Origin of the sequence: Streptomyces lonarensis, from assembly GCF_012033735.1 — a bacterium.
Classification (GTDB): Bacteria; Actinomycetota; Actinomycetes; order Streptomycetales; family Streptomycetaceae; genus Streptomyces; species Streptomyces lonarensis.
Map to the genome: position 1 here is coordinate 1 of NZ_JAAVJD010000049.1, position 18,355 is coordinate 18,355.

14 protein-coding genes are annotated in these 18,355 nt (G+C 74.7%); 7 read left to right on the forward strand and 7 right to left on the reverse strand.

The window, feature by feature from the left end; all coding sequences use genetic code 11:
• Positions 1–47: 47 nt before the first annotated feature.
• Together HCN56_RS09180 and otnK are read right to left on the reverse strand one after the other, a co-directional pair.
• Positions 48–749 (reverse strand): class II aldolase/adducin family protein, encoded by a 702-nt coding sequence (locus HCN56_RS09180; RefSeq protein ID WP_167969023.1) that lies wholly within the window; start codon positions 747–749, stop codon positions 48–50.
• A gap of 122 nt (positions 750–871) precedes the next feature.
• The gene (gene otnK, locus HCN56_RS09185) at positions 872–2,140 is read right to left on the reverse strand and encodes a 3-oxo-tetronate kinase (protein ID WP_167969024.1); all 1,269 of its coding nucleotides are present in this window, start codon (positions 2,138–2,140) and stop codon (positions 872–874) included.
• A 189-nt stretch (positions 2,141–2,329) separates the two neighbouring features.
• Here otnK and HCN56_RS09190 point away from each other — a divergent pair, with 189 nt between their 5' ends.
• The 3 genes from HCN56_RS09190 (at position 2,330) to HCN56_RS09200 (ending at position 6,369) form a co-directional block, all read left to right on the forward strand.
• The gene (locus HCN56_RS09190) at positions 2,330–3,724 is read left to right on the forward strand and encodes a homoserine dehydrogenase (protein WP_167969025.1); all 1,395 of its coding nucleotides are present in this window, start codon (positions 2,330–2,332) and stop codon (positions 3,722–3,724) included.
• A 112-nt stretch (positions 3,725–3,836) separates the two neighbouring features.
• On the forward strand, positions 3,837–5,192 hold the full coding sequence (locus tag HCN56_RS09195) for a GntP family permease (RefSeq protein WP_167969026.1): 1,356 nt from the start codon (positions 3,837–3,839) through the stop codon (positions 5,190–5,192).
• A 301-nt stretch (positions 5,193–5,493) separates the two neighbouring features.
• On the forward strand, positions 5,494–6,369 hold the full coding sequence (locus HCN56_RS09200) for a DeoR/GlpR family DNA-binding transcription regulator (protein WP_167969038.1): 876 nt from the start codon (positions 5,494–5,496) through the stop codon (positions 6,367–6,369).
• Positions 6,370–6,471: 102 nt separating this feature from the next.
• On the opposite strand, the gene HCN56_RS09205 is transcribed toward HCN56_RS09200, so the two are convergent.
• From HCN56_RS09205 to HCN56_RS09215, 3 genes are all read right to left on the reverse strand, one after another.
• Positions 6,472–7,752, reverse strand: a complete 1,281-nt coding sequence (locus HCN56_RS09205; protein ID WP_167969027.1) for a deoxyguanosinetriphosphate triphosphohydrolase — start codon at positions 7,750–7,752, stop codon at positions 6,472–6,474.
• 97 nt (positions 7,753–7,849) lie between these two features.
• A complete protein-coding gene (locus HCN56_RS09210; RefSeq protein WP_209312536.1) occupies positions 7,850–8,812 on the reverse strand; it encodes a sirohydrochlorin chelatase in 963 nt (320 codons plus the stop codon).
• Between the two features lie 380 nt (positions 8,813–9,192).
• Entirely contained in the window at positions 9,193–10,128 is a 936-nt protein-coding gene (locus HCN56_RS09215; protein ID WP_167969028.1) for an oxidoreductase, read from the reverse strand.
• A gap of 61 nt (positions 10,129–10,189) precedes the next feature.
• Between HCN56_RS09215 and HCN56_RS09220 the strand changes: the two genes are divergently transcribed.
• A complete protein-coding gene (locus HCN56_RS09220) occupies positions 10,190–10,789 on the forward strand; it encodes a TetR/AcrR family transcriptional regulator (RefSeq protein WP_167969029.1) in 600 nt (199 codons plus the stop codon).
• Between the two features lie 631 nt (positions 10,790–11,420).
• Here the strand turns inward: HCN56_RS09220 and cutA are convergent.
• On the reverse strand, positions 11,421–11,792 hold the full coding sequence (gene cutA / locus HCN56_RS09225) for a divalent-cation tolerance protein CutA (RefSeq protein ID WP_167969030.1): 372 nt from the start codon (positions 11,790–11,792) through the stop codon (positions 11,421–11,423).
• Between the two features lie 177 nt (positions 11,793–11,969).
• Here cutA and HCN56_RS09230 point away from each other — a divergent pair, with 177 nt between their 5' ends.
• The 3 genes from HCN56_RS09230 (at position 11,970) to HCN56_RS09240 (ending at position 16,622) form a co-directional block, all read left to right on the forward strand.
• Positions 11,970–12,290: a cupin domain-containing protein gene (locus HCN56_RS09230; RefSeq protein ID WP_167969031.1), complete on the forward strand. Its 321-nt coding sequence runs from the start codon at positions 11,970–11,972 to the stop codon at positions 12,288–12,290.
• A gap of 258 nt (positions 12,291–12,548) precedes the next feature.
• Positions 12,549–15,401 (forward strand): ABC transporter substrate-binding protein, encoded by a 2,853-nt coding sequence (locus tag HCN56_RS09235; RefSeq protein WP_167969032.1) that lies wholly within the window; start codon positions 12,549–12,551, stop codon positions 15,399–15,401.
• A gap of 252 nt (positions 15,402–15,653) precedes the next feature.
• Positions 15,654–16,622: a Rossmann-fold NAD(P)-binding domain-containing protein gene (locus HCN56_RS09240; protein WP_167969033.1), complete on the forward strand. Its 969-nt coding sequence runs from the start codon at positions 15,654–15,656 to the stop codon at positions 16,620–16,622.
• Between the two features lie 78 nt (positions 16,623–16,700).
• On the opposite strand, the gene HCN56_RS09245 is transcribed toward HCN56_RS09240, so the two are convergent.
• Positions 16,701–18,185, reverse strand: coding sequence for an endo-1,4-beta-xylanase (locus HCN56_RS09245; RefSeq protein WP_167969034.1), 1,485 nt, complete (start codon positions 18,183–18,185; stop codon positions 16,701–16,703).
• Between the last annotated feature and the right edge of the window lie 170 nt (positions 18,186–18,355).

An 18,355-nucleotide genomic window follows, 5' to 3' on the forward strand; every position in this document is an offset into this window, starting at 1 on the left:
GGCCGGCAGCCCGATGGGCGCCGGCCGGGAAGGGCAGCGGGTGCGCGTCAGGAGGGGGCCGGGGCGGGGACGGCGACGGCGCCGGGGTGGGCGTCCCAGTGGCTGCCGTAGCGCTCCGCGAGGTGGCCGGCCTCCGCGGCGGTGAGCAGCCGGGGGTCGCGGCCGCCGAGGAGCAGCAGCAGCCGGCTGGTCTCCTCCAGTTCCACGGCGGCGTCCACGGCGGCGGCCATGTCGGGGCCGCTGGTGACCGGGCCGTGGTTCTGGAGGAGCACGGCGCGGAACGGGAAGTCCAGCTCGCCGAGACCTTCGGCCTGCGGGACGTCGCCGGGTGCGGCGTAGGGGACGAGCGGGGTCTGGCCGACGCGCATGACGAAGTAGGGCGTCAGCGGCGGGACGGCGCTGCGCTCGGACCACGCCGGCAGGCAGGAGTAGGCGGCGGCGTGCGCGCTGTGGAGGTGCACGACGGCGGTGGCGCCGGGGTCGCGGTGGTAGAGCGCGAGGTGGAGCGGGAACTCCTTCGACGGCCGGGGCCCGGAGAGGTGGGCGGCGGCCAGCGGGGTGGCGACCGGGGCGTCGGCGTCGAGGACGGCGAGGCCGTCCTCGGTGAGGTCGTCGAGCCGGGTGCCGGTGGGGGTGACGTAGAGCCGGTTCCCGACGCGGACGCTGAGGTTGCCCGAGGAGCCCGGGCTGAGCCCGGCGGCTGTCAGCGCACGTCCGGCCTCGACGAGGTCGGTGCGTGGGTCGCTCATGTGAGGGCTCCTTGGGTGGTGGCCGCCGGGCGGCGGGTCGGTCGCGGTCGGGCGGCGGTGCGCGCGGACGCGGCGGGTGGGGGCGGGGTTCCGGCGGGCGGCGGGGCCCGGGCCGGGGGTGGTCACCGGAGTTCCTGCCAGCCGGCGGTGAAGATGTCGGGGCGGCCGAAGTTGCCGGACTTCAACGCCAGGTTGTAGCCGTGGCCGTCGGCGGCGGTGCCGTGGGCCCAGGAGACGCCCGGGGCGAGTCGGGGGCCGAGCTCCAGGCGGGCGATGTCCAGCGCCTGGACGACGCTGCCGGAGGTCTCGCCGCCGGCGACGAGGAACTGCCGGGCACCGGCGGCGGCGAAGGCGGTGGCGCAGCCGGCCAGCGCCTCCTCGACCAGCTCGCCGGCGGGGCGGCCGCCCGCGGGCGGGGCGGACTCGATGTCGTCGAGGGAGTCCACGGCGTACACCAGGACCGGGGTGCCGGGCTTCGCCGCCCAGTGCTCGCCGGCCCAGGCGGTGATGCGGGCGACCTCGGCGGGGAGGTCGGCGCGCAGGGCCGCCAGGTCCAGCTTGTGGGTGGGGAGCTTGCCGCGGGCGTCGGCGATCTGGCCGCGGGTCGCGGAGGACGCGCTGCCGGCCAGCACGGCGCGGTGGCCCTCGGCGACGGGCATCGCGGTGGTGGCGGGGCCGCCGGGGGCGGCGGGCAGGCCCAGCGCGAGGCCGGAGCCGCCGGTGACCAGCGGGTGGTCGGCGGTGGCCTCCGCGATGACCGCGAGGTCGGCCTCGTCCAGCGCGTCCACCACGACGTAGGTGCGCGAGCCCGCCCGGCGGTGCTCCGCCAGCGCCGCGCGCAGCGCGTCGGCGCCGGCGCGGACGGTGGCCAGCGGCACGGAGCGCACGGCGTGGCCGGTCTGCGGGGCGAGCAGCTCCACGACGTCGGAGCGGGTCATCGGGGTGAGCGGGTGGTGCCGCATCGAGCTGTCGCTGAGCAGCTGCCGGCCGACGAAGAGGTGCCCCTGGTAGACGGTGCGGCCGGTGGCGGGGAACGAGGGGACGACGACGGCGATGTCGGTGTCCAGCTCCGCCATGAGGGCGTCGGCGATCGGGCCGATGTTGCCCTCGGGGGTGGAGTCGAACGTCGAGCAGTACTTGTCGTAGAACCGCTCCGCGCCGAGCCGCCGCAGGGCGCGCAGCGCCGCCACCGACTCGTCGACGGCGGCGGCGACGGGGGCGGTGCGGGACTTCAGCGCCACGACGACGGCGTCCATCTCCCGCAGCCCGTCGAGCTGTTCGTCGGTGGGAACGCCCAGCGTGACGCTGGTGCGCAGCCCGCGCGCCACCCAGTTGGTGGCGAGGTCGGTGGCCCCGGTGAAGTCGTCGGCCACGCCGCCCCATCTGACCATGCCTGCCACCATTCGTCGTCACCGTCCGTTACGCGGATTCTACGTACCCAGATGATCGGCGCGCCTCCCAGCCGAGCCGATCTGTGAATTTATGTTACTACAGTTGACGCTCATGTTAATTGACGTTACGTTCCCGCTCCAGAGGCGGGAAACATCCGGGTCACCCGCCCAGCTCCAGGAGGGCACGCGATGAACGCCCAGCAGGCCGGCGCGCAGCCGGTTGACCGCACTGTCACCTACGCGCTGACCGGCGCCTGCGGTGGGTTCGCCCGCACGCTGCTCGCGCAGACGCGACGGATGCCGAACCTGCGCGCGTCCGTGCTGTGCGACCTCGACACCGACGGTGTGCACGCCCTCGCCGCCGACCTCGGCTTCCCCGCCGACGAGCTCGTCACCGTCGGTGACACCGAGGCGCTCGCCGCCGCGGTAGCCGCGGGACGCACCGCCGTCGTCGCCGACAGCGCGCTGCTCGCCGCCGGCGGGTTCGACATCCTGGTCGAGGCGACCGGCAGCCCCGCGGTCGGCTACCGCGCCGCCCGCACCGCGCTGACCGGCGGCCGGCACGTCGCCATGGTGAGCAAGGAGGTCGACTCGGTCTCCGGCGTGGAGCTGGCGTCGATCGCCGCCGAGCACGGCGTGGTGTACACCACCGCCACCGGCGACCAGCCCGCCAACCTCATCCAGTGGTTCGACTGGGCCCGCGGCCTCGGGCTGGAGATCGTGGCGATCGGCAAGTCCGGCGAGTACGACCTGGTCTACGACCCGGAGACCGCCACCGTCACCCAGCTCGGCGAGACGATCGACGCCCCCGCCCTCGGCGGGCTGCTCAAGCTCGGCGAGGACGTCCGCGCCACCCTGGCCGCCCGCGCCGAGGCGGTCGCGCCGCTCAAGCGCAGCGCCGCCGCCGACTACTGCGAGATGGCCGTCGTCGCCACCTCCACCGGCTTCACCTCCGACGTCGAGGCCATGCACTACCCGGTGGCGCGCGTCGCCGAGCTGGCCGACGTCTACGCGCTGCGGGAGCACGGCGGCGTCTCCACCCGCGAGGGCGTGGTGGACGTCTTCTCGGTGCTGCGGCTGCCCGAGGAGGCCAGCTTCGCCGGCGGTGTCTTCGCCGTCGTCCGCACCCACGACCCCGTCACCTGGCAGACGCTGGCCCAGAAGGGACACGTCGTCAGCCGCGACGGGCGCTACGCCTGCCTGTACCTGCCGTACCACCTGATGGGTGTGGAGACCCCCACCACGCTGCTCGACGCGGTGCTGCGCGGGGTGCCCGCCGGCTCCCCCTCGCCGCGGCAGCACGTGGTCCTCGGCGGCCGCACCACGCGCGACCTGCCCGCCGGGACGGTCCTGACGATGGGCGGCCACCACCACGAGGTCGAGGGCGTCGCCCCCGTCCTGCTGGCCACCGACGACGCTCCGGCCGACGCCGCGCCGCTCTACCTGGCGGCGCACGCCGTCCTCGCGACCGACGTCCCCGCCGGCGAACTGCTGACCGTCGGCCACCTCACCGGGCACGACGCCGAACTGCTCGCCGCCTGGCGTGCCGGGCTGGCCCTGCCGCGCGGTGGTGACGGGGCCTGACCGCCTTAGCCCACCTCACCCCCACGCTCCACCCGCCCCACGCCCCCGACCCCTGTTCCTCGCCCCGAGGACCGCCGCGGCTGACGCGGCCAAGGAAACGAAGAGGTTCCCTATGTCCGACGCCTACACGCTCATCGCGTTCGGCGTGGCGATCGCGATACTCGTGCTGCTGATCGCCAAGTTCAAGGTCCACCCCGTCGCCACGCTGTTCATCATCGTCGTCTCGCTCGGCATGGCGCTGGGCATGGGAGGCGAGCGAACCCTCGAACTGGTCACGCAGGGCTTCGGCAACACCCTGGCCAGCGTCGGCCTGCTGATCATCTTCGGCTGCGTCCTCGGCAAGATGCTGGAACTCAGCGGAGCGGCCCACCGGATCACGGAAGCCGCGTTGACGGTGTTCTCCGGCAAGAAGGTCCCCTGGGCCGTCGCGCTGGCGTCGACCGTGATCGGCATCCCGCTGATCGCCGACACCACCGTGATCATGCTGATCCCCGTGGTCTCCATGGTGGCCTTCCAGACCAAGATCTCCATGATGAAGCTCGGCCCGATCCTCTACATCGGCGCCTACGTCATGACCTCTCTCGTGCCGCCCGGCCCGGGGCCGCTCGCCGCCTCGTCGCTGCTCGGCGTGGACCTCGGCGAGGCCATGCTCTGGGGCTCCCTGGTCGCCGTCCCCTCGATCGTCATGGCCGTGCTGTACCTGCTCACCATCAAGACGCACGTCGACCCGAAGCCCGAGTTCGTCGGTGCCGCCGCCGGCGGGGGTGCCATCGGGGACGCCCCCGAGATCGAGGACCGGCCGAAGCCCCCGCTGGGCATGTCGCTGGTCCCGGTGTTCCTGCCGGTCGTCCTGATCATGCTGAACTCCTACGTCGTCGACATGGTCGGCGCGGAGAACGGCGTCGGCAAGACCATCGCCTTCCTCGGCCAGCCCGTGGTCGCGCTCTTCATCGGCTGTCTCGTGGCGCTGCCGCTGTTCGGCCGCCGCTGGGGCCAGAAGGAGACGCTCAACGACCTGTTCGAGTCCGGGCTCCGCCTCGCGGCGATGCCGCTCGCGCTCACCGGTGTCGGCGGCGCGCTGGCGACCATCGTCCGCGACACCGAGGTGGCCAACTCGGTCGCCGACATGATCCGCGACTGGGGCCTGTCCCCCATCATCGTGCCGTTCCTCGTGGCCGCCGCCATCGGAACGATCACCGGCTCCAACATCCTCGGGGTCATGACCGCCGCGGCCATCATGGAGCCCCTGGCCGACAGCCTCGGGCTCTCCGGCCTGGCGCTCTTCCTCGCCTGCGGCACCGGCGCCCAGATCATGAAGCACGCCAACTCCTCGGGCTTCTGGGTGACCACGACGCTGTCCAACATGACCGTGGGCCAGGGGATCAGGTCCATCGGTCTGGCGTCCGCGATCTCCGGCACCACCGGGTTCGTGATCGTCTACGCGCTGCACGGGTTCGGCCTCATCTGAGAAGCCCCGGTCCCCGTCGGCGGTGCGACTCCGCCGGCGGGGGCCGGACAGCAACACGGCAGCACAGCGACACAGCAGGAGCAGCAAACGGTGGGCGCCGGCCGCGGGGGCCGGGCGGGAGCGGGGACCATCCCTCCCGCCCGGTGCCCGCGGCCGGCGCCCACCGCGACGGGGCACCGCCCCGCCCACCGGGTGACGGACGGCACGACCGCCCGTCGTACGGTGTCGCGGACCGGAACGGCGCCGCGCGGGCGGCGCGCCACCGGTTCGCCGGGACATTCGGACGCAAGGAGGCGTGAACGTGTCGTCGGAGGAGACCCCCGAGACCCCGCTGATCCCCGACCAGCGGCGGGAGTTGCTGATCAGGCTGCTACGTGGGCACGAGGTGCTGAGCGTGCACCAGCTCACCGAGATGCTGGGCGTCTCCCACATGACGGTCCGCCGCGACATCGCCGCGCTGGAGCGGCAGGGACGCGCCGTCTCCGTGCCCGGCGGCGTCCGCATCGCCGGACAGCTCCACCACGAACCGAGCTTCGTGGACAAGTCGACCATGGACCAGCCGGCGAAGCTCGCCATCGCGGCGCTCGCCGCCGGGCTCCTCCAGGACGACACCACCGTCTACCTCGACGCCGGGACGACCTGCCAGGCGCTGGTGCCGCACCTCGTCCGCCACCAGGGCATGACCGTGGTCACCAACGACTTCACCACCGCCAACGCGCTGATGGGCAACCCGGACGTCGAGGTCATCCACACCGGCGGCCGCATAGAGCACGCCAACCGCTCCACGGTGGGCCGGCTCGCGGCGCAGACCCTCGGCCACCTCGCGCTCGACATCGCCTACATCTCCACCAGCTCCTGGGACCTCCAGCACGGGGTGACCACGCCCTCCCCGGCCAAGGTCGAGGTGAAGCAGGCCGCGATGGCCAGCGCCTCCCGCTCGGTGCTGCTCACCGGCAGCGCCAAGTACGGGACGTTCGGCATGTACCGCGTCGCCGGACTCGACCGGTTCGACTCGGTGGTCACCGACTCCGGCCTCTCGCGCGCCGCGCGCGAGGCGCTGCGGCGGCAGGGTGTGGAGACCCGCGTCGCCTCCGGCGGCGGCGCGGCGCCGGACGGCGAGAGCGCCGAGCCCGGTGACGGCGAGGCGAGCGGCAGCGGACCGGTGCCCGCCGGCTGACGCCACCACCGGGCCGGGCGGCGGCACCCTTCCGGCACCGCCAGCCCGCCTCGACCGACGGGCCCTCCCGGCGCCCCTGCCGAGCCGTCCGCCGGGCTGCGTTCAGCGTCCGGTGAGCCGGGCGTGGAGCGAACGTGCCGAGGCGTCGGTGAGCGCGGCCATCTGGTCCACGATCACCCGCAACCGCTCCCGGTCGTCGGTGGCCGCCGCGTACAACGCCCGGTACTGCGGGTCCAGTCCGTCGGGCGCCCGGCGCACCAGCGCCTCCCCCAGCTCCGCCAGCAGCTCGCGCTGCCACCCGCGCATCCGCTCCTGGTCGGGGCGCTGCATCACGTACGCGTCGGCGACCGCCTTGAGCACGTCGCACTCCAGCCGCGTCTCCCGCGGCACGATCAGCTCGGCCCCGTAGCGGGTGAGGGCGCCGTTGCCGAACCGGGCGCGCGTCGCGGCCTCCGCGGCCAGGCAGAACCGCCCGATCAGCTGGCTCGTGGCGTTCTTCAGCCGCACCTGGGCCGGGGCCGTCCCGTCGTAGCCGTGCGGCCACCACTCCTGCTCCAGCAACCGGTCCAGCGCGGCGGCCAGTTCGGCGGGCTCGGTCCCGGGCGGCGCGTAGCGGGACGCGGCGACGGCGAAGACGCCCTGCCGCTCCGGCTCCGCCAGCAGCACGTTGGGGTCGAGGTGCCCCGCGTGCAGACCGTCCTCGACGTCGTGCACCGAGTACGCCACGTCGTCGGCCCAGTCCATCACCTGCGCCTCGAAGGTCCTGCCGCCCGAGGGCGCGCCCTCCCGGAGCCACCGGAAGACCGGCAGGTCGTCCGGGTAGACGCCGAACTTGCGTGCCGCCGGCTCCTCGGGGTGCACGCCGCGCGGCCAGGGGTACTTGGTCGCCGCGTCCAGCGCCGCCCGGGTCAGGTTCAGACCGGCCGGGGCTCTCTCGTCCCCGCCGCGGAACCGCTTGGGCTCCAGCCGGGTCAGCAACCGCAGCGACTGGGCGTTGCCCTCGAACCCGCCGCAGGGCTCGGCGAGTTCGGCAAGCGCACCCTCGCCGTTGTGGCCGAAGGGCGGGTGGCCGAGGTCGTGGGCGAGACAGGCGGTCTCCACCAGGTCCGGGTCGCAGCCGAAGACGGCGCCCAGCTCGCGGCCGATCTGCGCGCACTCCAGCGAGTGCGTCAGCCGGGTCCGCGGACTCGCGTCCCAGGCGTGCTGCGCCTCCGGCTGGTCCGGGGTGACCACCTGGGTCTTGCCCGCCAGCCGCCGCAGCGCCGCGGAGTGCAGCACCCGGGCACGGTCGCGCTGGAAGGCGGTGCGCCCGGGCCGTTTGTCCGGCTCCGGGTCCCAGCGCTCGATGTCGGCAGGGCTGTAACCGGCGGGAAGGTCTCGCATGGCTCCGACAGTAGCCCGCCCTCGGCGGCGCCCCCGCGCCGGACCGCCCCGCGGGCGGGACCGACGGGCCCCGGCGCGGCCCGGCGCGCCCGCGCGGTCAGCGCCGTCCGGCCGGTGCGGGGGCCGGGTAGGCCGCCGCCGAGGGGCGACGGGTGGCGCGGAAGGCGTGGCGCCGCGCGGGATCGGCGTGCGGCCGCGGCGAGCGCCGCGGCTCCCCCGGCTGCGCTGCCGACACCGCCGAGGCGGGCGCGGCCCGGGACGGACCACGGAGTGCCGCGCCCGGGCGCGCGGGCTCGGGCCGCCGTCCCGTCGCCTGGTCGTAGCGGTGCAGCACCAGTCGCGCCAGCGCGGCGTGCGCGCCCAGCGGTGCGGCGACGGCGAGCCGCGGGTCCGCCGCCAGGGCGGTGAGCGCCGGATCGGGCGCCAGGAAGCAGGCGGCGACGGCGATGTGGGCGTGGCCGAGGCCGCGCAGCCGCGCCACCGCCTCGCCGACCCCGCCGGTGCCGCCGGTGCCGCCGGTGCCAAGGGTGCCCGGGGCGCCGCCGGGGCCGGTCGTGCCCGGGAGCACCGGAACGCCGCCGAGCCGGGCCGAGAGGAGGTCCGCGGTGTACCGCGTGCCCGCCAGGCACTCCGGGTCCGCGGAACCCGGCGCCGCCAGCACCACGGCCGTGGCGTCGGCGCCACCGGCGGTCTCCGCCAACCGCCCGGCGAGGGCGTCCGCCAGCAGCGGGTGCGGTCCCAGGCCCGCGGCGAGCAGGACGTCACGGCCCGAGCGGGCCAGCGCGGCGGGAACCTCGTGCCTGGCCTCCGGGCCCCGGGTGAACACCAGCGGCAGCACCACCGCGCCGCTCCGCCGGTGCCTCTCCAGCACCGGGGAGAGGCGCGCGTCGCACTCCGCCAGCGCCACCGCCTCCACTGCCGGGCCGGGGCGCAGCGCGCGGACCCGCCGCAGCAGGGCCGCGACCGCCTCGCGCACGCCGGGCGCGGACCCACCCGGCACGACGGCGACGAGGGCCGGCGGCGAAAGCTGAGCGCCGCGGGCGGCGGGGAGGTCTGTCATGAGCTCAGCCTGTGAGGTGCAGGTTGCACAGGTGTTGCGCAGGTGTCACATCCGGCCCACCGGACCTGCCGAGCATGGCGGAAGCGGCCCGCAAGCGTTCGATGACCGGCACCCGAAGGGCAAGGAGACGCCCGGCGGGCAGCACCACCATCGAGCGGGCCGGCGGCGCCGGGGGACACGGAGGGCAAGGGGCGCGGCGGGCAGGCGATCCTGCCGAGTACGGCGGCGGTGCCGCAGCTCAGCGACGCCGGCCGACGCCCAGGGGGGCCCGGTTCCACCAGCACCGGAGGGGCTCCGAGCGGATACAGCGGCAGGCACGGGCCACCTCGCGCTCGTCGAGCTCCGACACCCGACGGTCACAAGGCCCGCGCCGTGCACTGCTACGCGTCCCGAACGGTCCGATCCCGGCCGACCGCCCGCCCCTGGGACTCGCCCGAGCACTGGGGGAAGGTGACGCCGGTGAGCTGTTCGGAAGCAGTCCACAACCGACGTGCGGACTCGGCGTCGCGTGCCCGCCGCGACCGGCCGACCAACGTCGGCGCGCCGCGGCCCAGCAATCCGCCTGGGCCCGCGAAGCCGTTGCCGGGGACATCCGCGACTGCCGCGTACAGGGTGGGTAGCGCACCCTTCTCGTCGCTCTGCGCGATCAGGCGAACGGCTCTCCGCTGCAACGCCTCGAGCCGAGGCCGCTCGCCCGAGGGACGGAACAGATTGGTCGCAGCCGCCCCGGGGTGCGCAGCGGTGGCCAGCACGGGTGACTCGGTTGCGGTGAGCCGGCGCTGCAGTTCGGCAGTGAAGAGCAGGTTGGCGAGCTTGGACTGCCCGTACGCCCTCATTGCCCGGTAGGAGCGGCGCTCCCAGTTGAGGTCCTCGAAGTCGATGGCACCGAGCCTGTGGCCGTTGGAGGAAACCGTGACCACGCGTCCGGTGATCTGCGGCAGGAGCAGGTTCGTCAGGGCGAAATGCCCGAGGTGGTTGGTTCCGAATTGCAGCTCGAACCCGTCCGCGGTGCGACTCATCGGCGGAATCATCACACCGGCGTTGTTGATCAGCAGGTCGATCGACTCGTCGAAGCCCTTGACGAACGCACGGATCGAGGCCAGATCCGCCAGGTCCAGGCGGCGAACGATGAAATGCCCGGGGAGTGACTTCACGGCCTCAGCACCCTTGGCGGTGTCCCGCACCGCCACCACGACACGTGCACCTGCGGCTGCCAGAACACTCGCGGTGACCCGGCCCAGACCGCTGTTCGCGCCGGTGACGACGGCAACTCGCCCGGTCAGGGCAGGCACGCCGGCGACGGAGAAAGTAGTCATGGGCAACAATGTATGCAGCGACTACTAGGTTGTCAACGACAACATCGCCTAGACTGGCGCCGTGCCCGAAGGAGATCAGAGCCCCTACCATCACGGACGGTTGCGTCAGACGCTTCTTGCCGCCGCAGAGTCCGCCCTGCGCCGGCGGGGCGCCGACCAACTCTCCCTGCGTGAGCTGGCCAGAGAGGCAGGAGTGAGCCACGCCGCCCCTCGCCGCCACTTCAAGGACCGCCAGGCACTGCTCGACGCACTGGCGGTGGCAGGCTTCGAGCGCCTGGAGCGCCGCCTCCGCTCAGCGCTCTCCGAAGCGGAGGATGACCTCGCATCACGACTGAAGGCCACGGTGGCCGCCTACATCCGCTTCGCCATCGAGGACGCCGCCCTGCTCGAGCTGATGTTCAGGCGTAAGCATCGAGACGGCGTCGAGCGCATGATCGAGGCCGCCGCTGGATCGCTCGCGCTGCTGCATCAGCTGATCGCCCAGGGGCAGGAGGCCGGCGAACTCGCGGACGGCGACCCCGAACACGTGGGCATGCTGCTGTTCGCCACGATGCAGGGCATCGCCACCCTGGTGAACGGCGACATCATCGAACCGGAACTGCTCGACGGTCTCGTCGACTCGGCGGTCGACCAGTTCCTCAGAGGCGCACACCCCGCGTGACACAGCACGCTGCCGGTGCCTGGCTCCCTGATCGTGGTGCGGGTCCCAGGAGTACGCGCTGTCGTGCCCGGCGATGGCGGCGATCTCCGGTGCCGTGGTCACGGTGAGGGCGCCACCGAAGGTGGTGTGATCGAGCGCGGCGAGTACCGGGGTGCCGCATGCACGGACACCGGAGGGGTGTCGATGGGCCGCGACGGCGACACCGCCGCCTCTGCCGTAGCCACCGCGCGCAACCGGCGGTACAGGGGCACGGCTCTCCGCGTGCCGGCGGCCTGCTGATCGCCGCCGACACGGCCACCCCCTACGTCGAGCGGTCTGCGCCCGGAAGGGTGAACTCGCCGCCTTCGCCCACGAGAGCAGAGCGGAGGTGCCGGTATGCCACGTCTCATCGGCTACGACAGCAGGGGACGAGATCGAGCACCGATGGTCCGCCGCGCCATGACGGGGCCGTGCTCGCCGAGGCGACCGGTCCGAGCGCGTCAGCCCGGAGCGACGGCCCGCTCGACGAGGGAGCGAGCCTCGCACGGGAACGGTTCGCCGCCTGTGGGCCTGCGGAGAGGACCGCGGAGAGAACCAGTGGCGCCGAACACGCTGTTGCGCTGTGTCTCCTCACCACCACGGACATCTGTGGTCAGGGCTCCTCGTCGTGCCCGGCCGTCTCGGTGGCGACCCACTCCAGGTAGCCGGGGCTGCCCCGGGTGACGGAGACCGCGGTGATCTGCGGCTCGTCGTAGGTGTGCGCCTCCCGCAGGTAGGTCTCCAGTTCCCGGTACCGAGCCGCGGGGGTCTTGAAGACCACCGGCCACTCCTGGTCGCGGTGGGTCTCGCCCTGCCACCGGTAGAAGGAGGTGATCGGCGAGCCCACCTGTGCGCAGGCGGCCAGCCGCAGTTCCACCGCGCGTCCGGCCAGCTCGGCGGCACGCTCCGGGTCGTCGGTGGTGGTGGTCACCGCCAGCACCTCCGGGGCGGGTGCCGCGTTCGCCGGGTCGGCCGTCCAGGTCATCGATGCCGCCTTCCGTGCGTTCACCGCACAGGTCGTCGTCGATCCGCGCGCGCGGACACGCGCACGGTGCGGCGCCCCGCCGCCGGTCCGGCCCGCACCGCGCTCGGTTGCGGGTGGGCCGGGGCCGGTCACCATGGAGGAACGGCGCGCCGTCAGGCGCTTACCCCGGGAGCGGCCATGGAAGACATCAACGCGCTCGTCGACGAGCACCTGCGCCGCGCGCTGACCGCCGAGCACGGCCGCAGCGCCCACCTGTTCCTCCACGACGGCCCGCTGCGGCAGTCGGTGATCGCGCTGCGGGACGGCACCGAGCTGGGTGAGCACGACAGCCCGCCGGCGGCCAGCCTCCACGTGCTGCGCGGCACGGTGCGGCTCACCGAGGGCGGGGACGAGCGGGAGCTGACCACGGGGGTGGTGACCGAGCTGCCGCGCACCAAGCACGGCCTGCGCGCGGACGGCCACGCCGCGGTGCTGCTGACGGCGGTCACCGCCGTCTGACCGGGGGCGGCCCGGCCCCGGCCGGGCGGGCGCGCCGCACGAGACCACCGCCAGCGCCGAGGCGGTGCGGGCCGAGGCGGCACGGCGCGGTGCGGCGCGGTGGCAGCCTTCCGGCAGTGCCTGCCGACCCGACCTCGCAGGGCGCCGGAGCCCCGGCCGCCCCCGGCGCACCACCGGTTCGCCGAGGGCGCCGGGTGCAGCCCGGATATCGCTCCGTTCCGCACCGGAATCCCGGATGCGCCACTACGCTCAGGTGCCATGCCGATGGACTCCGCAGGCTTTACGGGGGACGAGGAACTGGAGTCGGTCATCGCGGAGCTGGTCGAGCGCCCCGCACTGACCGGCAAGGAGCGCGGCGGGGGGCCCACCACGCGCGGCGACCGCCCCCTGCCGCTGATCTGCGTGGTGGGAGCCGGCCGGCGGGACGTGCTCGTGCCGTTCGCGGAGCGGTTCAAGACCACCCGGCATCTGGCGTTCGCCCGCGTCGACGCCCAGGCCGTCTCCACCGCCGTCGGGAGCGCCGGCGAGACGCTCCCGCCGCTGCCGCTGCTGACCGCCGCGCGCGAGAAGCTCGAACTGGACGCCTTCGGCCCCTACCACCAGCCCACCTTCGACCGCTTCCGGCTCGTGGAGTGGCTGACCACCCAGCGGCTCGACCGGGAGCCCGGCGGGAACCGCCGCCGGAGGATGACCGAACTCCTGCGCCGCTACAGCGGCCGGGGCCCGCGCACCGCCGACGACCGCTCCGGCGTCGCCCCGGTGGTGGAGGACGTCCCCACGCTCCCCGCCCGTACGCTCCTGTGGCTGGTGCTGACCCTCGCCGGCGCGTTCGGCATGCGCGTCACCGGGGTACGGCGGCAGGCACGCTGGCTGATGCGGCAGCCCTACGTGGTGCCCGCGCACTCCCGCGACATCCAGGGGTTCGCCGAGCGGCTGACCCTCCCCCACCGGGAACGGGAGGACGAGTCGCAGGTCAAGCGGCTGCTGGTCCACGCCTTCCTGGAGGACCTGCGGGCCGCCTACCGTCGGCGCCACCGGCGGGTGTTACCCCGCCGCGCCGGCGTGCGGCGCACCGCCTACGTGACACTGCTGCTGGACAACGTCACCGAGGCGAACGGCGGTTGGGAGCTGCTCCAGCTCATCAACGACGTGCGCAACGAGACCGGCGAGCACGACCCGCTGCTGGTGGTCGCCGCCGGTGCACAGTGGCCCGAGCCGCTGCCCCCCGCCCACCACCCCCCGGCAGCCGCCGAACTGGCGCTGCGCGCCTGGCGGGAGAACCTGCCGCTGCGGCGTCAGCGCTTCGACCGCTACGCGCGTTACCTCTGGCTGGGCGCCACCCCTCCCCCGGCCCCGCCGGTACCGCAGCCCGTCCCCCGGCGGCGCTCCGGCCGGTCCGGGCGCCAGCAGGATGCGGCCAGGACCGCCGCGGAGAGGCCCGCGGTCACCGCCGCCCCGCCGGCACCGCCCCGCCGCCCCGCGAAGCCGCTGACCGGCCTGAGGGCGCGGCGGCCGTTCCCGCCCGCGCGGCGCGGGGTCGCCGAGACCGTCCTCAGCCTGGTCCTGCTGGTGGCGCTGGCCGTGCCGGCCTGGCAGGTGCAGCAGGCGTGGTCGGCCGGGTGCTCCTGGTTCGGGGCGAGATCCCACGACGGGGTGTCCGTCCGGGTCGTCGAGCTGGGCACCGGCGGCACCACCCAGTGCGTCGGGTACAGCGACAGCGCGATCCAGATCTTCGGGAAGGACGAGCGGTTGCGCGCGGCGCAGCGGGCGGTCTTCGCGCAGAACGAGACGGCGAAGCGGCAGCACGCGCAGCAGCCCGACCGCGCGTTCCTGACGGTGGTGCACTTCGTGGGGCTCACCAACGAGACGGCGAGAGCGGACACCGACCACGCCTCGGCCGAGGAGCTGGAGGGGCTGGTCCTGCGCCAGCGGCAGCAGAACATCCCCTCCGAGGGGGAGCCGCTGCTGCGGGTGGTGGTCGCCAACGGCGGCGACAGCATGGGCCACGCCGCCATGGTGGCGCGGGAGATGCTCGCCCCGCTCGCCGAGTCCGACCCGACGGTGGTGGCCGTCACCGGCATGGACCGCACCGTCGAACAGACCGAACGGGCGATCACCACCCTCGGCGACGCCGGGGTGCCGGTGATCGGCACGACGCTGACCGGCACGGGGTTGGCCGAACGCTCCGCGCTGTACTTCCAGATGGTCCCGAGCAACCAGCTCCAGGCGGAGCTCGTGACGCGGTACGCCGAGCACGAGGGCGCCGAGCGGCTCATCCTCCACCACCCGCCGGTCGACACGCGGGACGGCTATGTGGCGACCCTGGTGCGGGAGACGGAGACGAGAGCGGAGCAACGGGGCATCGAGGTGCTGCACGAGGGGTGGGAGCGCGGGCCCCACGACCTACCGAAGCTGTGCTCCGAGGCGGACCGGTCGGACGAGATGGTCTTCTACGTGGGCCGGGAGGCCGACTTCGGGGACTACCTGCGGCAGGTGGCCAGCGGCTGCGCGGGAGGCACCGACCAGCTGCCCCGGATCGTGGCCAGTGACTCCGTCTCCCGGTTCGTGGCACAGCCCGACCGTGGCGAGGAGGCCGCGCTGGCCCGGGTCGCCGTCTCCTACGTGGGGCTCGGGGCCCTGGTGACCCTCGCCGGGCAGGAGTGCCGGGACGGCGGGGTGCCCGCCGGCTCCCCGGGCGGCACGCCGCTGAACGCGTTCTGCGCCGGGTTCTCCAGGCTCCACGCGGAGCGGACGGCGGCGGGCTGCGAGGAGGACCGGATGCCCTGGCCGGCCGAGCGCAGCGGGGTGGCCTACGACGCGGCCGGCATGCTGGTCAGCGCCGTCGGCCGGCTGCACCGGCCCCCGGTGGAGGGTGAGCCGGCCGGCCCGCCGCACCGCGCCGCGGTGGCGCAGCACCTGCGGGACGCCGACTTCCAAGGGGCGACCGGGGAGATCGACTTCACCGACGGCCGTATCGGGGACAACCGGAGCCTGGCGGTGCTGACCCTGGAGGACATCCGGGACCTCTCCGCACAGCCGCGGTGCTCCTTTCTCATCGGCTCGCCGGGCGAGGGGCGGGACCACGACCCGGAGACCGGCTGCCCGCGGTGAGGGCACTCCCGCACCTCGGGGCAGCGGCGCCGACGGACCGGTCGCCGCGGGCCGCGGCGACAACGGTGGCGTCCGTCGTCCTTTCGTGTGGCACCGCATGGCCGTCCGACTGACGCGGGACGGCGGTACGGCCCCCAACTGCCGCCCTGAGGAGCGCAGATGGTCTCGTGCCACCGGCGGCTCGACGCGCCGGCGTCCCGGAGGTCGGCGCGGGTGCACGGCAGCGGGCGGCGGACAGGGTTGACTTTCCCCATGGACAACGATGCGGACAACGGGGCCGCAGCGGGTGGGGGGCCGGGGCGCCGCCGGGGAGGTCATCTCACGGACTGCGCCCTGCTCGGTCCCGGCGGCGGGGCGGCGGGGCGGGACGGGGCGGCGGAGGCGGGCCCCGACGTGCTGGTGCTGGGGGGCACGGGGAAGACCGGACGGCGGGTCGCCGGACGGCTGCGCGCGATGCGGGCGCGGGTGCGGGTCGGCTCCCGGGCGGCCGTGACGGCGCCCTTCGACTGGCAGGAGCCCGCCGGCTGGCCGGCGACGCTGGCCGGGGTGCGGGCCGTGTACGCGGCGTACGCCCCGGACCTGAGCGATCCGGCCGCGCCGGAGCGGCTGGGCGCGCTGGCGCGGGCGGCCGCGGCGGCGGGCGCGGAGCGGCTGGTGCTGCTCTCCGGGCGCGGCATGAGCAGCGCCGCACGGGCGGAGGAGGCGGTGATCGAGGGACTGCGCGGCACCGACACCTCCTGGACGATGCTGCGGGGCTGCTGGTTCGCCCAGAACTTCTCGGAGGACTTCCTGCTGCCCGAGGTGCTCCGCGGCACGGTGTCGCTGCCCGCGGGCGAGGTGGCCGAGCCGTTCGTGGACCTGGCCGACGTGGCCGACGTCGCGGTGGCGGCGCTGACCGCCCCCGGCCACGCCGGGCAGGTGTACACGCTGACCGGGCCGCGGGCGCTGACGTTCCGGGAGGCGGTCGCGGAGATCGGCTGGGCGGCGGGCCGCGAGGTGCGCTACCGCCCGATGTCGCGTTCGGCCTACCTGGCCGAGATGGTCGCCCGGGGCGCCGGGCGGGCGGAGGCGACGGCCGCGATGGTCACCCTGCGCGAGACGCTGGACGGGTCGTGCTCCACCCCGGCCGACGGCGTGGAGCGGGCGGTGGGCCGCCCGCCGCGGGACTTCTCGGAGTACGCGCGGCGGACGGCGGCCACCGGGGCGTGGGACGAGGAGTGACGCCCCGCCCCCGGCCGGGCGGGGCCGGGGGCGGGGCGCTGCCGACCCGCGGGGGTGGTACGGGCCGGCGGTCGGGGGTCAGCTCCGCGCGCACTCCGCACCGTTGAGCGCGACGGCGGGGGCGGCGTGGGCGCCGGTGTCGGCCTGGAAGCCGAAGGTGACGGTGCCGCCCGCCGGGACGACCCGGTTGTGGGCGACGTGGGAGGCGGTCACGGCACCGCCGCCGGTGGCGAAGACCGCGTTCCAGCCGTTGGTGACGCGGGCCCCGGACGGCAGCGTGAACCGGGCCTGCCAGCCGCTGAGCGCGGTGGTCGTGGTGACGGAGACCTCGACCACGGAGCCGCCGCCCCAGGAGTTCAGGACGCGGTAGGACGCGGTGCACCCCGCCGGCGTACCGGGGTCGGTCGGGTCCGTCGGGTCCGGGTCGGTCGGGTCGGGGTCGGTCGGGTCGGGGTCGGTCGGGTCGGGGCCGGGGGCGCCGCCGAACGCGTCCAGCACCGCCCAGTAGGCGGGCTTGGGCCGGTAGTCGTCGTCGTACAGGTTGGCCGCGCCCTCACCCGGGAAGACCCCGGGAATCCAGGAGTCCCGGTCGCTGATCCCCCAGACGGTCACCCCGGAGCAGCCGCTCACCGCCAGGCAGTCGTCGACGACCTGCCGGTACTGGTCGGCCTGCCGGTCGAGCCGCGTGGGGTCCGCGGGGGTGTTCATCCGGATGTCCAGCTCGGTGACGGCGACCTCCAGCCCCAGATCCGAGAACCGCTGGAGGTTGGCGCGGTAGGACGCGGGCATCTGGCCGAGGATCATGTGCGACTGGAACCCGACGCCGTGGACGGGGACGCCGTCGGCGAGCAGCGAGGAGACGAGCCGGTACATGGCGTCGCTCTTCGCGTTGATCCCGTCCGTGTTGTAGTCGTTGATGAACAGCTTCGCCCCGGGGTCCGCGGCGTGGGCTGCGTGGAACGCGTCCGCGATGTACCGCTCGCCGAAGGCCCGCAGGAAGACGGTGTCGCGGAAGGTGCCGTTCTCGTTGAACGCCTCGTTGACCACGTCCCAGCGGTCGATGCTGCCGGCGTAGCGACCCGCGACCGTCGCGATGTGGTTGTCGACGATCTCCCGCAGCTCGGCGGGGGCGAAGCCGCCGTTCTCCACCCAGCCCGGCAGTTGGCTGTGCCAGACGAGGGTGTGGCCGTAGACCTGCTGGTCGTTGGCGGCGGCGAACTCCACCAGCCGGTCCGCGCCGGCCCAGTTGTACTGGCCGCGCGTCGACTCCAGCGAGCCCCACTTCATGGCGTTCTCCGCCGTCACCGAGCTGAACTCGCCCCCGGCGATGGCGGTGTAGGCGGAGTTGCCGAGCAGGGCGTCGTTCAGGGCGGTGCCGATGAACCTCCCCTGCTCGGCGGCGGCCTCCCGGAGGGTGTCCGCCTGCGCGGGGGCGGTGACGCTGAGGGTCCGGGCGGCCTCCTCGGTGACGGGGGCGGTGGCGGTGGCCGTGCCGTGGACGGCGAGGCCGGTGAGGAGCGTGCCGGCGGCGATGGCGACGGCGGCTCTGCGTGCCGGGCGCATGGCGGTTCCCCTTTCGTCTCCGCGGACGGGCGTGCGTCCGCGGCTCGTGGTCCGTGTGGGGGTGCGGTGCGGCGGTGCGGCGGTGCGGCGGTGCGGCGGTGCGGCGGTGCGGCGGTGCGGCGGTGCGGCGGTGCGGCGGTGCGGCGAACGAGCCCGGACCGCGGAGGTGT

What these genes read in the sequence shown, in the direction of transcription:
- HCN56_RS09245 (WP_167969034.1), bottom strand. Translation starts at nt 18,185, where the DNA reads ATGCGCCCGGCACGCAGAGCCGCCGTCGCCATCGCCGCCGGCACGCTC.
- HCN56_RS09210 (WP_209312536.1), bottom strand. Translation starts at nt 8,812, where the DNA reads ATGACAGACCTCCCCGCCGCCCGCGGCGCTCAGCTTTCGCCGCCGGCC.
- HCN56_RS09230 (WP_167969031.1), top strand. Translation starts at nt 11,970, where the DNA reads ATGGAAGACATCAACGCGCTCGTCGACGAGCACCTGCGCCGCGCGCTG.
- HCN56_RS09205 (WP_167969027.1), bottom strand. Translation starts at nt 7,752, where the DNA reads ATGCGAGACCTTCCCGCCGGTTACAGCCCTGCCGACATCGAGCGCTGG.
- HCN56_RS09235 (WP_167969032.1), top strand. Translation starts at nt 12,549, where the DNA reads ATGCCGATGGACTCCGCAGGCTTTACGGGGGACGAGGAACTGGAGTCG.
- cutA (WP_167969030.1), bottom strand. Translation starts at nt 11,792, where the DNA reads ATGACCTGGACGGCCGACCCGGCGAACGCGGCACCCGCCCCGGAGGTG.
- otnK (WP_167969024.1), bottom strand. Translation starts at nt 2,140, where the DNA reads ATGGTCAGATGGGGCGGCGTGGCCGACGACTTCACCGGGGCCACCGAC.
- HCN56_RS09215 (WP_167969028.1), bottom strand. Translation starts at nt 10,128, where the DNA reads ATGACTACTTTCTCCGTCGCCGGCGTGCCTGCCCTGACCGGGCGAGTT.
- HCN56_RS09240 (WP_167969033.1), top strand. Translation starts at nt 15,654, where the DNA reads ATGGACAACGATGCGGACAACGGGGCCGCAGCGGGTGGGGGGCCGGGG.
- HCN56_RS09195 (WP_167969026.1), top strand. Translation starts at nt 3,837, where the DNA reads ATGTCCGACGCCTACACGCTCATCGCGTTCGGCGTGGCGATCGCGATA.
- HCN56_RS09190 (WP_167969025.1), top strand. Translation starts at nt 2,330, where the DNA reads ATGAACGCCCAGCAGGCCGGCGCGCAGCCGGTTGACCGCACTGTCACC.
- HCN56_RS09180 (WP_167969023.1), bottom strand. Translation starts at nt 749, where the DNA reads ATGAGCGACCCACGCACCGACCTCGTCGAGGCCGGACGTGCGCTGACA.